Annotated in this window: 9 protein-coding genes; 7 read left to right on the top strand and 2 right to left on the bottom strand. The window is 71.1% G+C overall.

Annotated features, from left to right (window positions below):
* Positions 1–31 precede the first annotated feature (31 nt).
* Positions 32–2,158 carry an excinuclease ABC subunit UvrB gene (uvrB, locus tag AOM46_RS14885; RefSeq protein ID WP_062211260.1) on the top strand — a complete coding sequence of 709 codons (2,127 nt, stop codon included), beginning with the start codon at positions 32–34 and terminating at the stop codon, positions 2,156–2,158.
* Between the two features lie 51 nt (positions 2,159–2,209).
* Here the strand turns inward: uvrB and AOM46_RS14880 are convergent, their stop codons facing one another.
* Both AOM46_RS14880 and uvrA read right to left on the bottom strand, forming a co-directional pair.
* Entirely contained in the window at positions 2,210–5,656 is a 3,447-nt protein-coding gene (locus AOM46_RS14880) for a phosphodiester glycosidase family protein (RefSeq protein ID WP_370592710.1), read from the bottom strand.
* A 127-nt stretch (positions 5,657–5,783) separates the two neighbouring features.
* Positions 5,784–8,753: an excinuclease ABC subunit UvrA gene (uvrA, locus tag AOM46_RS14875; protein WP_062211253.1), complete on the bottom strand. Its 2,970-nt coding sequence runs from the start codon at positions 8,751–8,753 to the stop codon at positions 5,784–5,786.
* A gap of 247 nt (positions 8,754–9,000) precedes the next feature.
* Here uvrA and AOM46_RS14870 point away from each other — a divergent pair, with 247 nt between their 5' ends.
* The 6 genes from AOM46_RS14870 (at position 9,001) to whiA (ending at position 15,484) form a co-directional block, all read left to right on the top strand.
* Positions 9,001–9,690: a maleylpyruvate isomerase family mycothiol-dependent enzyme gene (locus AOM46_RS14870; protein ID WP_062212594.1), complete on the top strand. Its 690-nt coding sequence runs from the start codon at positions 9,001–9,003 to the stop codon at positions 9,688–9,690.
* Between the two features lie 57 nt (positions 9,691–9,747).
* Positions 9,748–10,404, top strand: coding sequence for an MBL fold metallo-hydrolase (locus AOM46_RS14865; protein ID WP_062211250.1), 657 nt, complete (start codon positions 9,748–9,750; stop codon positions 10,402–10,404).
* Between the two features lie 69 nt (positions 10,405–10,473).
* The gene (gene uvrC / locus AOM46_RS14860) at positions 10,474–12,447 is read left to right on the top strand and encodes an excinuclease ABC subunit UvrC (RefSeq protein ID WP_062211247.1); all 1,974 of its coding nucleotides are present in this window, start codon (positions 10,474–10,476) and stop codon (positions 12,445–12,447) included.
* A 66-nt stretch (positions 12,448–12,513) separates the two neighbouring features.
* A complete protein-coding gene (gene rapZ, locus AOM46_RS14855) occupies positions 12,514–13,431 on the top strand; it encodes an RNase adapter RapZ (RefSeq protein ID WP_062212592.1) in 918 nt (305 codons plus the stop codon).
* 2 nt (positions 13,432–13,433) lie between these two features.
* Positions 13,434–14,516 (top strand): uridine diphosphate-N-acetylglucosamine-binding protein YvcK, encoded by a 1,083-nt coding sequence (yvcK, locus tag AOM46_RS14850; RefSeq protein ID WP_078856835.1) that lies wholly within the window; start codon positions 13,434–13,436, stop codon positions 14,514–14,516.
* On the top strand, positions 14,507–15,484 hold the full coding sequence (gene whiA / locus AOM46_RS14845) for a DNA-binding protein WhiA (RefSeq protein WP_062211244.1): 978 nt from the start codon (positions 14,507–14,509) through the stop codon (positions 15,482–15,484). Before yvcK ends, whiA begins: the two co-directional genes overlap by 10 nt.
* The last annotated feature ends 30 nt before the right edge of the window (positions 15,485–15,514 follow it).

The following is a 15,514-nucleotide window of genomic DNA, read 5'->3' as shown; positions in this document are numbered from 1 at the left end:
GTTGTCAGTGCCTCGTCGTACGGTGGGGACCATGCGGCCCGTCTCAGACATCGAACGCTCGTCGACCCCCTTCGAGGTGGTCAGCCCCTATCAGCCCAGTGGTGACCAGCCGGCGGCCATCGCCGAGCTGGAGAAGCGCGTCTCGGGTGGTGAGAAGGATGTCGTCCTGCTCGGCGCCACCGGCACGGGCAAGTCCGCCACCACGGCCTGGATGATCGAGCGGCTGCAGCGGCCGACCCTGGTGATCGCCCCCAACAAGACGCTCGCCGCCCAGCTGGCGAACGAGTTCAGGGAGCTGCTGCCGAACAACGCCGTCGAGTACTTCGTCTCGTACTACGACTACTACCAGCCCGAGGCGTACGTCCCGCAGACGGACACCTATATCGAGAAGGACTCCTCGATCAACGAGGAGGTCGAGCGGCTGCGTCACAGCGCGACCAACTCGCTGCTCACCCGCAGGGACGTGGTGGTGGTGGCCTCCGTCTCCTGCATCTACGGCCTGGGCACGCCACAGGAGTACGTGGACCGCATGGTGCCGCTGCGGGTGGGTGAGGAGACGGATCGGGAGGCGCTGCTGCGGCGCTTCGTGGAGATCCAGTACGCCCGTAACGACATGGCGTTCACCCGGGGCACCTTCCGGGTCAGGGGCGACACCATCGAGATCTTCCCGGTCTACGAGGAGCTGGCCGTCCGGATCGAGATGTTCGGCGACGAGATCGAGGCGCTGTCCACGCTCCACCCGGTCACCGGCGAGGTCATCTCCCAGGACCAGCAGCTCTATGTCTTCCCCGCCTCGCACTATGTGGCCGGCCCCGAGCGCATGGAGCGCGCGATCTCCCGTATCGAGGCGGAGCTGGCCGATCGGCTGGCGACGATGGAGGGCCAGGGCAAGCTCCTGGAGGCGCAGCGGCTGCGGATGCGCACCACCTACGACATCGAGATGATGCGCCAGATCGGCACCTGCTCCGGCATCGAGAACTACTCGCTGCATGTGGACGGCCGGGAGACGGGCAGCCCGCCCTACACCCTGCTGGACTACTTCCCGGACGACTTCCTGCTGGTCATCGACGAGTCGCACAACACGGTGCCGCAGATCGGCGCGATGTACGAGGGCGACGCCTCCCGTAAGCGCACCCTGGTGGACCACGGCTTCCGGCTGCCCTCGGCGTTGGACAACCGGCCGCTGCGCTGGGAGGAGTTCCAGGAGCGGATCGGGCAGACGGTCTATCTCTCCGCGACGCCGGGATCCTACGAGCTGTCCCGGGGCGACGGCGTCGTCGAGCAGATCATCCGGCCCACGGGCCTGGTCGATCCGGAGGTCGTGGTCAAGCCCACCGAGGGCCAGATCGACGATCTGGTCCACGAGATCCGGGTGCGGGCCGAGCGGGACGAGCGGGCGCTGGTCACCACGCTGACCAAGAAGATGGCCGAGGATCTCACGGACTACTTCCTGGAGCTGGGCATCCGGGTCCGCTATCTGCACAGCGATGTGGACACCCTGCGCCGGGTCGAGCTGCTGCGGGAGCTGCGCGCCGGCGAGTTCGACGTGCTGATCGGGATCAACCTGCTGCGGGAGGGCCTTGACCTGCCGGAGGTCTCCCTGGTGGCCATCCTGGACGCGGACAAGGAGGGCTTCCTCCGCTCGGGCACCTCGCTGATCCAGACCATCGGCCGCGCCGCGCGGAACGTCTCGGGCCAGGTCCATATGTACGCGGACCGCATCACGCCGGCGATGGAGAAGGCCATCGACGAGACCAACCGCCGTCGGGCCAGGCAGCTGGCCTACAACGAGGAGCGCGGCATCGATCCCCAGCCGCTCCGCAAGAAGATCAACGACATCGTCGCGTCGATCGCGCGCGAGGACGTCGACACCCAGCAGCTGCTGGGCACGGGCTTTCGGCAGGCGGTGGACACGGCCAGGGGCCGGGCGCCGGTGCCGAGCGTGCCGGCCGGCGGCAAGGCCAAGGGCAGGGCCAAGGAGCCGGAGCAGCTGACGGACCGGCCCGCCGCCGAGCTGGCCGAGACGATCGAGCAGCTCACCGAGCGGATGCGCGCGGCGGCGGCCGAGCTGCAGTTCGAGATCGCCGCCCGGCTGCGGGACGAGGTGTCCGATCTCAAGAAGGAGCTGCGCCAGATGCGGGAGGTCGGCCTGAAGTGAGCGCCCTGCCCCCGGGGCCGCGGCCCCGGGGGCATCGAGCGGGGTGCCCGGTCAGCGGGTGATCCGCACGGCAGCCTCCCTGGTCTCCCCGTTGACGGTCACCTCCAGGGTGACCTCGCCGGGCCGCAGGCCGGTCAGCTCGCCGGTGGCCGGATCGAAGGCGGCCACCGCCCGTCGCCCGGCCTCCTCGGCCGGGCCCAGATGCAGTGGCCGTGAGCCGTCCCAGTCCGCGCTCACCAGCGGGCCGACCGGCACCTCGCGCGGACCGCCCGCGCCGTCCTGCGCGACGGTGGCTTCCACGGCGGCCGTCTCGCCCACCGCCAGCCGGTCGGGCGCGGTCAGCGTCAGATCGTCGACCCGCGCCATGGTGCGCACGGACAGCCAGTCCGGCAGCGCCCGTTCCGGGTGGCGCCGTGCCTCGGCCTGTTCGGCGCGGGAGACGGCGTCCACCCCGACCAGCAGCCAGCCGTTGAAGCCGCCCTCCTCGGGCACCGTCGCCGGCTCCTTGCCGGAGTTGCCGCCGATCACATAGGGCACGCCGTCCAGCCGGTAGGTGTCGAAGATGCCGACATGGGCACCGAAGTAGGCCACCCCCTTGCCGGACCGGTGGCGGAAGTCGGTCAACCAGCGTTCCAGCACCGCCGCCTCCAGACGGTCGGTGAGCTGGCTGGCCGGCTGCGCCATGGTGTCCCGTGGCGGCACATGCCCCAGCACCACCACCGAGTCGATCGAGCGGTCGCCCGCCGCCGCGTCCAGCTGGGCACGCAGCTCCTGGATCTGTGCGAAGCCGCCGCCCCGCAGGGTCAACGAGGAGGTGTCCAGGGTGATGAACCGGGTGCCACGGTGGTCGAAGGTCTGCCGGGTCGCGCCGAACTCGTCGCGGAAGTTGTCGATGGAACCGCCCATCACCTCGTGGTTGCCCGGCACGTAGTACCAGGGCAGGTCATCGCCCAGCTCCTCCTCGATCACCTGCCGGGCGAACGCGAGGTCCTCGGGCGACCCCTCGTCCACCAGATCCCCGTTGATCACCACCAGGTCGGGTTCGGCATCCCTGGCCTCCCGGAGGCTGCGGCGCGCGGCGGCGACCAGTTCGCTCTCCGGGGCGCGCGCCACGAACTGGGCGTCGGAAACCACGGCGAACCGCCAGTCCCGCCCGTCGGTCCCCGCGGCCGAGTCGATCAACGGATGGGCGGCGGGGGCCTGTTCCGGCAGTTCGACCTCGGGCGGGGTGAGGGCGTGCAGCTCGTCGAGGACCACCTCGCTCACATAGCTCTGCTCGGGACGGGTTTCGGCGAGGTACAGCCGATGCACCGAGACCGGATAGGCGGTGCCCTCCGGCACCGCGAAGCTGAGCTGCCGCCAGCCTTCGAAGTCCAGATGGTCGCCGCGCAGGATCAGGTCGGTGCCCCGGGCGTCGCGGAGCTGGAGCGAGGGCCAGGCGCCCCGGCCGTCGCCCAGCACCCAGAGCGTGAAGCTGGCGGGCTGCCCCGGCACCGCGATGTCGGACGGCGGATAGGCGTAGGCCGCGCGGGTCGCGGTGCTCAGCGAGAAGTCGTAGGAGAGCCGGAGGCCCGCGCCGTCCGCCGCCTCGGGCTCGGGCGACACCGAGCCGTCCCCCCTGGCGTGGTCGAAGGTCCACTCCTCGGCGTCGGAGAAGTCGGCGACCGTCGTGTCGGCCAGGCCGACCGTGACGGCCAGCACGGTGGTGACACCGTCGACCGTCACCGTGACCAGGTCGGACGCGGAGTCGACCGGGCCGGCGGTCACGGTGAACCCGCCGCGGGCGACGTCAGGTTCGATGCTGAGAAGGTCCGCGTCGTACTCCAGCCGGATGTCCGCCGGCTCGATCGGCGCCGAGGTGCCGGCCGCGTCCACCCCCAGCACGCCGAAGGAGCCCCGGGAGCCGGCGCCGGCCAGGCCGAGACGTCGGGTGGTGGTGGCGATCTCCGTCAACTCGCCGATGACCGTCAGCTCCGTGGTGCCGCCGACGCCGCGCTGGCGGGCGCCGATCTCCACGCCGCCGGACGAGCGGGCCCGGAAGATCCCGTCCTCGACCGTGCCGACCCGGGGCCGGTCGGAGTGCCAGCGCGGGTCCGCCTGGGCCGGGCCATAGCTCTCGTCGTGGCCGACGGCGGACAACACCCGCGTCAACCCGGGGAAGACGCGCTCCGGATGGCCGCCGGGGACGGGGTCGGCCGTCGGCGCGTGAACCGGTGAGACCGCGCTCTCCACCCGGAGGCCCGACAGTTCGCCGCTGCCGGTGGGCGCGGTGATCGCGAGCCCGTTGGGCACCTCGCGCTCCTGCCCGTCGGACGGGCTGTTGACCAGCTCGGTCCCGGCCGCGCCCGGCAGCCTGGCCAGCAACGTGCTGGAGCCGCCACCGTCGAGGTTGAGCGCGCTGTAGGCGCCCAGATCGGCCATCATCACGGCCAGTTCGGTGAGCGTGGTGCCCCCGGAGTGGGCCTGACGGCCGTCCACGCTGAGCACGTACATCTCCTGACCGTCCCGGGAGAAGCCAACGGCCGTCCGCGGCGCGGTGGCGTTGTTGGGCAGGCCCTCCCAGTCCTGCGGCTCGCCCTCGACCACCAGCACGCCCCGGCCGCCGACCGCGCTGTGCGGCAGTTCGGAGCCGTCCTCGGTGCGGGGCGCGTACTCAAGGTCCACCGGGTCGCCGGCCTCCAGCGTGGCCAGGGTCCTGGCACCGGCTTCGCGCCCCAGCAGGACGACGGCGCCGTCGGGGATCGGGCCCGCGCCCGGTTTCTCGGCGACCGAGGTGACCTCGCCGTCCTCGACGACCACCTCCGTGGTCTCCTCGGCCTCGCCGACCGGGAAGGCCCGGTCGGCCTCGCCCCACCGGGGGGTGAACACCCCGATGCCGTCCGGTGGTACCTCGGGGGAGTTGTAGCCGTCCAGCTCGGCCTCGCCGTCGGGGAGGGTCGCCGTGCCCTCGAAGTACAGGCCCAGGACGCGGCCGGCGCCGTCGGGGCCGATCCCGACCGCCTCGGTGGCGCCGTGCGCGGAGCCGTGCACCAGCTCGCCGCCGTCGAGACCGGGGCCGAGCGGCGCGTTGGTGGCGTTGATGTCGAAGAAGTCGGCGTTGATGGCGGCCACCGTGGTGCGACCCTCGCCCGGGTCGTGCGCGGCGACCAGCTCGCTCAGCGGAGCGGCGTCGGCGACATGGGGCGGGCCGAGGTATTCGACGCCCAGCTCGGCGGTCAGATCCAGGCTGAGTGCGTGGGCGCTCAACCATTTGTCGGACTCCAGCCGTTGATAGCTGGTCAGCTCGGCGCCCGGCGCGAGCGGCTGCCGGGTGCGGGACAGTTCCAGCCCGTCGTGCTCGACGATCCCGGTGGGGACGGTGGAGACGACGGCCGGGGCCTGTCGCGGTGGGGTGACCGCGCCCGCGGGCTGGACCAACCCCATGGTCAGCGCGGACGCGGCTGCCACCGCGATCAGTGCGGGCGCCCGAAACGCTCGACGCACCATGAGTCTCTGCAAGGGAACTCCCTGGGAACGCTTGCCGTGTGCGTGCGGGGAGCACGCCCAGCGGCTCAGCGTTCCAAGGGAGTTGACGCTTCGCCAGACTCCGACCGGGAACTTCCGGGAAACAACTCGACGGGGGGTATCAGCGTTTGGCGGCGGCCTTCTTCCTGGCGGGCTTGCCGGCCGTGCCCGCCGCTCCCTTGCCCGCCGCCGTGCTCCTGGCGGTCTTCCGGCCGGCGGCCCGTGGCGCGACCGGGGTCGCGTCGCTCACCGCGTCGCCCAGGATGTCCCGGAGGAACTTCCCCGTGTGGCTGGTCGGAACGGACGCCACCTCCTCGGGGGTGCCCTCGGCGAGCAGCAGCCCACCGCCGGCGCCGCCCTCGGGGCCCATGTCCAGCACCCAGTCGGCCGTCTTGATGACGTCGAGGTTGTGCTCGATCACCACCACGGTGTTGCCCTTGTCCACCAGGTCGGAGAGCACCGTGATCAGCTTTCTGATGTCCTCGAAGTGCAGCCCGGTGGTGGGCTCGTCCAGCACGTACACCGTGCTGCCGGTGGCCCGCTTCTGGAGCTCGGAGGCGAGCTTGACGCGCTGTGCCTCACCGCCGGAGAGGGTGGGCGCCGGCTGCCCGAGCCGGACATAGCCGAGGCCCACGTCGTTGAGCGTGCGCAGATGGCGGGCGATGCCCGGCACCGCGGCGAAGAACTCCAGCGCCTCCTCGATCGGCAGATCGAGCACCTCGGCGATGGACTTGCCCTTGTAGTGGACCTCCAGCGTCTCCCGGTTGTACCGGGCGCCGTGGCAGACCTCGCAGGGCACATAGACATCGGGGAGGAAGTTCATCTCGATCTTGATCGTGCCGTCGCCCGAGCAGTTCTCGCAGCGACCGCCCTTCACGTTGAACGAGAAGCGGCCCGGCAGGTATCCGCGGACCTTCGCCTCCATCGTCTCGGCGAAGAGCCGCCGGATGTGGTCGAAGACACCCGTGTACGTGGCCGGGTTGGACCGGGGGGTGCGGCCGATGGGCGACTGGTCCACATGGACCACCTTGTCCACCAGATCGTCCCCGGTGACCCGGGTGTGCCGGCCGGGCACCGACTTGGCGCCGTTCAGCTCCCGCGCGAGATGGGTGTAGAGGATGTCGTTGACCAGCGTGGACTTCCCCGAGCCCGAGACGCCGGTGACCGCGGTCAGCAGCCCGATGGGGAAGCTGACGTCGATGCCGCGCAGGTTGTGCTCGCGCGCGCCGTGCACCGTGATCATGCGGTCGGTGTCCACCGGGCGGCGGGTGGCGGGGGTGGGGATCACCCGGGCACCGGAGAGGTACTGGCCGGTGAGCGATTCGGCGTTGGTGAGCAGCTCCGCGTAGGGGCCGCTGTGCACCACCTTGCCGCCGTGCTCGCCGGCTCCCGGGCCGATGTCCACCACCCAGTCCGCGGTCTTGATGGTGTCCTCGTCGTGCTCGACGACGATCAGCGTGTTGCCCAGATCGCGGAGCCGCACCAGCGTCTCGATCAGCCGGTGGTTGTCCCGCTGGTGGAGGCCGATGGACGGCTCGTCCAGCACATAGAGGACGCCGACCAGCCCCGAGCCGATCTGGGTGGCCAGCCGGATGCGCTGGGCCTCGCCACCGGAGAGCGAGCCGGCGGCGCGGTTGAGCGAGAGGTAGTCGAGGCCGACGTCGACCAGGAACCGCAGCCGCTCGTTGACCTCCTTGAGGACCCGCTCGGCGATCTTCTTCTCGCGGGCGGTGAGCCGCATCCGGCCGAGGAAATCGGCGCACTCGCTGATCGACATGCCGGCGATCTCGGCGATCGACCTGCCCTGGACCGTGACCGCCAGGATCAGCGGCTTGAGCCGGGTGCCCTGACAGGCGGCGCAGGGCACCTCGCGCATATAGCCCTCGAAGCGCTCCCGGCCCGAATCCGTCTCGGCCTCGGCATGCCGCCTGCGGATGAACGGCAGCACCCCCTCGAAGGCCGTGGTGTACGCCCGCTCCTGGCCGTGGCGGTTCTCGTAGCGGACGTCGATCTTGGTCTTGTGGCCGTTGAGCAGGGCCTTCTTGGCCCGCTGCGGCAGCCCCTCCCAGGGGATGTCGGTGCGGAAGTTCAGCGCGTCGCCGAGGGCGCCGATCAGCAGGTTGAAATAGCCCTTGGTGTGGCCGTGGGACCACGGGTGGATCGCGCCCTCCTCCAGCGTCTTCTCCGGATCGGGGATGATCAGCTCCGGATCGACCTCCATCTTGGTGCCGATGCCGGTGCACTCGGGGCAGGCGCCGAAGGGGGAGTTGAAGGAGAAGGAGCGCGGCTCCAACTCCTCGAAGGAGAGATCGTCGTACGGGCAGTACAGATGCTCGGAGAACATCCGCTCGCGCTGGGGGTCGTCCTCGGGGAGGTCGACGAAGTCCAGGATGACCATCCCGCCGGAGAGGCCGAGGGCCGTCTCCACCGAGTCCGTCAGGCGCCGCTTGGCGCTGTCCTTCACCGTGAGGCGGTCCACCACCACCTCGATGGTGTGCTTCTCCTGCTTCTTCAGCTTGGGCGGGTCGGCGAGCTGGATCGTGGCGCCGTCGACCCTGGCCCGGCTGTAGCCCTTGGTCTGCAGATCGGCGAAGAGATCGACGAACTCGCCCTTCCGCTCCCGCACCAGCGGCGACAGCACCTGGAACCGGCTGCCCTCGTCGAGGCCGAGCACCTTGTCGACAATGGCCTGGGGCGACTGCCGGGCGATGGGCCGGCCGCACTCCGGGCAGTGCGGCTTGCCGATCCTGGCGAACAGCAGCCGCAGATAGTCGTAGACCTCGGTGATGGTGCCCACCGTGGAGCGGGGATTGCGCGAGGTGGACTTCTGGTCGATGGAGACGGCGGGGGACAGGCCCTCGATGAAGTCCACATCCGGCTTGTCCATCTGCCCGAGGAACTGCCGGGCATAGGCGGACAGCGACTCGACATATCGCCGCTGACCCTCGGCGAAGATCGTGTCGAAGGCGAGCGAGGACTTGCCCGATCCCGACAGCCCGGTGAAGACGATGAGCGAGTCGCGGGGCAGGTCGAGCGAGACATTCCGGAGATTGTGCTCGCGAGCGCCACGAACGATGAGTCGGTCGGCCACGCCGGATGGACCTTTCGTTGTTGATCTGGGGTGATCTGGATGCGTTCGCCCGTGAGGCGAGCGACCTATCCCAGGGTATGGGGGACCACTGACAAACGAGTCCGGATGCCGAGTCCCGCCCCCGCACCCTATAGCACGTGCGTTCGATTCCCGGCCCCCGGCCACCTCCCCACCCGCCCTCGCCCCTTCTCTCCGGCGTTCCCTCGTCGTTCTTTCACTCGATGGGGTGGCGAGCTAGCGTGTGATCATGACCGCACCCGAAAGCGACCTGACGGCCGTCGAGGACGCCACCGTCCCGCTGCTGGCCACGGCCGCCGGGCTGGGGCCGGCGGAGCTGGCCGCCCCCTCCCTGCTGCCGAACTGGAGCCGGGGCCATGTGCTCGCCCACCTCGCACGCAACGCGGACGCCCTGACCCGGATCCTCGCCGGTCAGCCCATGTACCCGAGCGACGAGGCCAGGGACGCCGACATCGAGCGGGACGCACCCCGTCCGCCGGCCGCCCAGCTCGACGACCTGCGCACCAGCTCCGAGCGGTTCCTGACCGCCGCCAGGGCGCTGGACGAACAGCGCTGGGCCGAGGTGGTCCGGCTCCGCAACGGAATCACCGATCTGGCGTCCAGCCTGCCGTTCCGCCGCTGGGTCGAGGTCGAGATGCACCACATCGACCTCGGCGTGGGCCGCACGGTGGCCGATCTGCCCGGCGCCTTCCTCGACCGGGCGCTGCGCTACCTCGCCGACCGGTTCGTCGGTGCCCCCGGGCTGCCCCCGATCGAGCTGCGCGCCGAGGACGGCCGGCACTGGCCCACCGGCGGGCCGGACGGTGAGTCGCGGACGGTCGCCGGCACCCCGGCCGCCCTGGTCGGATGGCTCTCCGGCCGCACCCGGGGCAGCGGCCTGACCAGCGCCCTGCCGCTGCCCGAACTCCCCCCGCTCTGAGCGGGCCCCGACCACCTCCGAGTCGGACCCGAGCCAACACCGAGAGGCTTCACGCGCATGCCGTACACAGGGAACGTCCAGGTCGGCGGTCCCGCCGACGCGCACGAGCTGGCCCACCTGGTGATCAGCAAGATCGCCGTGGGGGCGATGGAGAACAACGCCTATCTGCTCCGCTGCCGGGCCACCGGCGAACAACTGTTGATCGACGCCGCCGCCGACGCCCCCGCCCTGCTGGAACTGATCGGCCCGGACGGCCTCGTCGGGGTGGTCACCACCCATCGCCACGGTGACCACTGGCAGGCGCTCGAAGAGGTCGTGCGCGCCACCGGCGCACCCACCTACGCCGGCCGCCACGACGTCGAGGGCATCCCGGTGCCCACCTCGGTCCCGCTGGACGACGGGGGCGAGGTCGCCGTGGGCCGCTGCCGCCTCACCGTCCGGCACCTGGTCGGGCACACCCCGGGCTCCGTCGCGCTGGTCTACGACGACCCCGACGGCCACCCCCATCTCTTCACCGGGGACAGCCTCTTTCCCGGCGGCGTCGGCAACACCCGTGGCGACGCGGACGCGTTCGCCAGCCTGCTGCACGACGTGGAGACCAAGCTGTTCGCCCAACTCCCCGACGAGACCTGGGTGTACCCGGGCCATGGCGCGGACACCACGCTGGGCGCCGAGCGACCGAGCCTCCCCGAGTGGCGCGAACGCGGTTGGTAGCCGTCCGGGGCCGGGCCGGGGAGCCGCGTGCTTCGCTCACTGTCAGTTGGCGGCAGTAGGGTTGCGGTCATGGCCGATCCTTCCAGCTACCGCCCGAGGCCGGGCGAGATTCCCGACTCGCCCGGCGTCTATCGGTTCCGCGACGAGCACCGCCGGGTGATCTACGTCGGGAAGGCGAAAAGCCTGCGTCAGCGCCTTTCTTCCTATTTTCAGGACATCACCGGGCTGCATCCCCGCACCGCCACCATGGTCACCACGGCGGCCTCGGTGGAGTGGACGGTGGTGGCCACCGAGGTCGAGGCCCTGCAGCTGGAGTACTCCTGGATCAAGGAGTACGACCCCCGATTCAACGTCAAGTACCGCGACGACAAGAGCTATCCGTCACTCGCGGTGACCATGAACGAGGAATTCCCCCGGGTCCAGGTGCTCCGTGGCGCCAAGCGCCGGGGCGTTCGCTACTTCGGCCCCTACGCGCACGCCTGGGCCATCCGCGAGACGGTGGATCTGCTGCTCCGCGTCTTCCCCGTCCGCACCTGCTCCGCCGGGGTCTTCAAACGCGCGCACGCCATCGGACGCCCCTGCCTCCTGGGCTATATCGAGAAGTGCTCCGCGCCCTGCACCGGCCGGGTCAGCCCCGAGGAGCACCGCGCGCTGGCCGAGGAGTTCTGCGATTTCATGGCCGGGCGCACCGGCGCCTATCTCCGCCGCCTGGAGGCCGAGATGGGCGAGGCGGCCGAGGCCCTGGAGTACGAGCGGGCCGGCCGGCTGCGGGACGACATCGAGGCGCTGCGCCGCGCCATGGAGAAGAACGCGGTGGTCCTCGCCGACGCCACCGACGCCGATCTGATCGCCCTCGCCGAGGACGAGCTGGAGGCGGCCGTGCAGATCTTCCATGTGCGCGGCGGCCGGGTGCGCGGCCAGCGCGGCTGGGTCACCGACCGGGTGGAGAACGTCACCACCGGAGAGCTGGTGGAGAGCGCCCTGCAGCAGCTCTATGGCGAGGAGACCGGCGAGAGCGTGCCCAGGGAGGTCCTGGTGCCCGCCCTGCCCGAGCCGGCCGAGCCGCTTACCGACTGGCTCACGGAACGCCGGGGCTCCGCCGTCAGCCTGCGCGTCCCGCAGCGCGGCGACAAGCGCGATCTGATGACCACGGTCGAGCGCAACGCCCAGCAGGCGCTGGTGCTGCACAAGACCAAGCGCGCCTCGGACCTCACCACCAGATCCCGCGCGCTGGAGGAGATCGCCGAGAACCTCGGCCTGGATTCGGCGCCGCTGCGCATCGAGTGCTTCGACATCTCCCATCTCCAGGGCGACGACGTGGTCGCCTCCATGGTCGTCTTCGAGGACGGCCTCGCTCGGAAGAGCGAATACCGTCGCTTCCAGATCAAGAGCTTCGCCGGACAGGACGATGTCCGGGCCATGCACGAGGTGGTCTCCCGGCGGTTCCGCCGCTATCTGCGCGAGCGCGAGCGCACGGGGGAGTGGGCGGTCGAGGAGGAGACGGACGACGCCTTCGCCGCCCCGGTGGAGGACGACGGCCGCCCCAAGCGCTTCGCCTATCCGCCGCAGCTGGTGGTGGTCGACGGCGGCCAGCCGCAGGTGGCGGCGGCCCGCCGGGCGCTGGACGAGCTGGGTATCGACGATGTCGCGGTCTGCGGCCTGGCGAAACGGCTGGAGGAGGTCTGGCTGCCGGCCGAGGAGGATCCCGTGATCCTCCCGCGCACCAGCGAGGGGCTTTACCTGCTGCAGCGGGTCAGGGACGAGGCGCATCGCTTCGCCATCCGCTATCAGCGCGGGAAACGGTCACAATCGATAAGAAAGGGTCCTCTCGATGCCATTCCCGGCCTCGGGGAGACCCGTAAGAAGGCGCTGCTCAAGCACTTCGGCTCGGTCAAACGGCTCCGCGCCGCCACCGTGGAGGAGATCAGCGAGGTGCCCGGCATAGGCCGCAGGACCGCCGAGACGGTCGCCGCGGCCCTCGCCGGCCAGGCCCCGGCCGCCCCCGCGGTCAACACGGCCACCGGTGAGATCGTCGAGGACTGAGCGAGCGCGGAAGAGGCCACCCACAACGACCCACTTCACAAAGGAACAGGCGGGGGATTGAGCATGATGAGTGAACACACCAGAGGCGAGGAACCCACCACCGGGCCGGCCGGCGACGACGCCGCCACCCCGGAGCTGGTCATCATCTCCGGCATGTCCGGAGCCGGTCGCAGCACGGCGGCCAAGTGCCTGGAGGACCTGGGCTGGTTCGTGGTGGACAACCTCCCACCGGCCCTGATCCCCACCATGGTCGATCTCGGCGCCCGCTCCCAGGGCAACGTCGCCCGGATCGCCGTGGTGGTCGACGTCCGGGGCCGCGGGTTCTTCGACAGCCTGCGGGAATCGCTCACCGACCTGGAGGCCAAGGGCGTCACCCGGCGCATCGTCTTCCTCGAAGCCTCGGAGAACGCCCTGGTCCAGCGGTTCGAGTCGGTCCGCCGCCCGCATCCGCTGCAGGGCGAGGGACGGATCGTCGACGGCATCGCCGCCGAACGCGATCTGCTGCGCGAGCTGCGCGGCGACGCCGACCTGGTGATCGACACCTCCAACCTCAACGTCCACGAGCTGCGCGCCAAGATGGACGCCCAGTTCGCCGGCGGGGACGAGCCCGAGCTGCGGGCCACCGTGATGTCCTTCGGCTACAAGTACGGCCTGCCCGTCGACGCCGACCACGTGGTGGACTGCCGCTTCCTGCCCAACCCGCACTGGGTGCCGGAGCTGCGCCCCTTCACCGGGACCAGCGAGGAGGTGGCCGGCTATGTTTTCAACCAGCCGGGGGCCAAGGAGTTCCTGGACCGCTACGCCGAGCTGCTGCAGCTGATCGCCGCCGGCTACCGGCGCGAGGGCAAGCGCTATGTGACCATCGCCGTCGGCTGCACCGGCGGAAAGCACCGGAGCGTCGCCATGTCCGAGCGGCTGGCCCGCCGGCTGTCGGCGGAGGGAGTGGAGACCGTGATCGTCCATCGTGACATGGGACGCGAGTAGGGATGCCGCGCAAGGCGATAAGACAGCGTCGCGCGGCAGCCGGCGGCGCCCCCCTGCTGGGGCGCCGCGGCGTCCGCACGGCGCGGGGCGGCCGTCGCGGGGCCCAGCCGAAGGTCGTCGCGCTCGGCGGGGGCATGGGCCTGTCCGCCTCCCTCACCGCCCTGCGCCGGATCACCGGCGATCTCACCGCCGTGGTCACCGTCGCCGACGACGGTGGCTCCAGCGGCCGGCTCCGCGACGAGCTGGGCGTGCTGCCCCCGGGCGACCTGCGCAAGGCGCTGGCCGCGCTTTGCGGCGACGACGAGTGGGGTCGCACCTGGTCCGAGGTGATCCAGCACCGCTTCCAGAGCGAGGGCGCGCTGCACGACCACGCGGTGGGCAATCTGTTGATCGTCGCGCTCTGGGAGCAGCTGGGCGATCATGTCGGCGCCCTGGACCTGGTCGGCAAGTTGCTGGGCGCGCACGGCCGGGTGCTGCCCATGTCCGCGGTGCCGCTGGCCCTGGAGGCCTCGGTGCTCGGGCATGATCCGGCGCACCCCGACGAGCTGGCCCGGGTCAGGGGCCAGGCGGCCGTGGCCCTCACCACGGGGGAGGTGCGGGAGGTGATGCTGGTGCCGCACGATCCGCCGGCCGTACCGGAGGCGGTGGAGGCGGTGCTGGACGCCGACTGGGTGGTCCTCGGCCCCGGCTCGTGGTTCTCCTCCGTCATCCCCCACCTGCTGGTGCCCGAGCTGCTTCAGGCCCTGGTCGACACGAAGGCCCGCAGGGTGCTCTCGCTCAACCTCGCGCCCCAGCCCGGCGAAACTGATGGCTTCTCACCGCAGCGTCATGTGGAGGTTTTGGTACAACACGCCCCTAAACTCGCCTTCGACGTGGTGCTGGCAGATCGGGCCGCCGTCCCCGACGGAGAGAGCCTGAGCCAGGCCGCCGCCGAACGGCTGGGGGCCGATGTGGTGTTGGCACCGGTGGCCGCGAGCGGTGGCTCCGGTGCCGGCGCCGGCTCTCCTCGGCACGACCCCGAGCTACTGGCCGCCGCGTACGACCGTATTTTTCGGATGCATGGAAGGATCGGCCCATGGCGATGACGGCTGCGGTGAAGGACGAGATCTCCCGCCTTCCCGTCACCCGCACCTGCTGCCGCAAGTCGGAGGTGTCGTCCATCCTGCGCTTCGCGGGCGGTCTGCACCTGGTGAGCGGGCGGATCGTGATCGAGGCGGAGCTCGACACCGGAATCGCCGCCAGGCGGCTGCGCCGGGACATTCTGGAGATCTTCGGGCACTCATCCGACCTGGTGGTGATGGCCCCCGGCGGACTGCGCCGGGGCAGCCGCTATGTGGTGCGGGTGGTGGCCGGGGGTGACCAGTTGGCCCGGCAGACCGGGTTGGTCGACGGCCGGGGCAGGCCCATCAGAGGGCTGCCACCACAGGTGGTCTCCGGAGCCACCTGCGATGCCGAGGCCGCCTGGCGCGGGGCCTTCCTGGCGCATGGTTCGCTCACCGAGCCGGGGCGTTCCTCCTCCCTCGAAGTCACCTGCCCGGGCCCCGAGGCCGCCCTCGCCCTGGTCGGCGCCGCCCGGCGGCTGCAGATCGGGGCGAAGGCCCGCGAGGTGCGCAGCGTCGACCGGGTGGTCGTCAGGGACGGTGACGCCATCGGCGCGCTGTTGACGCGTCTCGGCGCGCACGAGTCCGTGTTGGCCTGGGAGGAGCGGCGGATGCGGCGCGAGGTGCGCGCCACGGCCAACCGCCTGGCCAACTTCGACGACGCCAACCTCCGTCGTTCCGCCAGGGCCGCCGTCGCCGCCGGGGCCAGGGTGCAGCGCGCGTTGGAGATCCTGGGCGACGAGGTGCCGGACCATCTCGCGGCGGCCGGCCGGCTGCGGATGGAGCACAAGCAGGCGTCCCTTGAGGAGTTGGGCGCGCTCGCCGAGCCGCCGCTCACCAAGGACGCGGTGGCCGGCCGGATCCGCCGGCTGCTGGCGATGGCCGACAAGCGGGCGCAGGATCTGGGCATTCCGGGGACGGAGTCCAACCTCACGGAGGAGATGGTCGGCTGACCGCCGCCTGATCCGGTGTCGCGCGGCCGG

It is taken from the genome of Streptomyces sp. NBRC 109706 (assembly GCF_000974485.1).
GTDB lineage: Bacteria > Actinomycetota > Actinomycetes > Streptomycetales > Streptomycetaceae > Streptomyces.
Note: the sequence above shows the minus strand (reverse complement) of the source record. Positions and strands in the feature narration are given on the sequence as shown.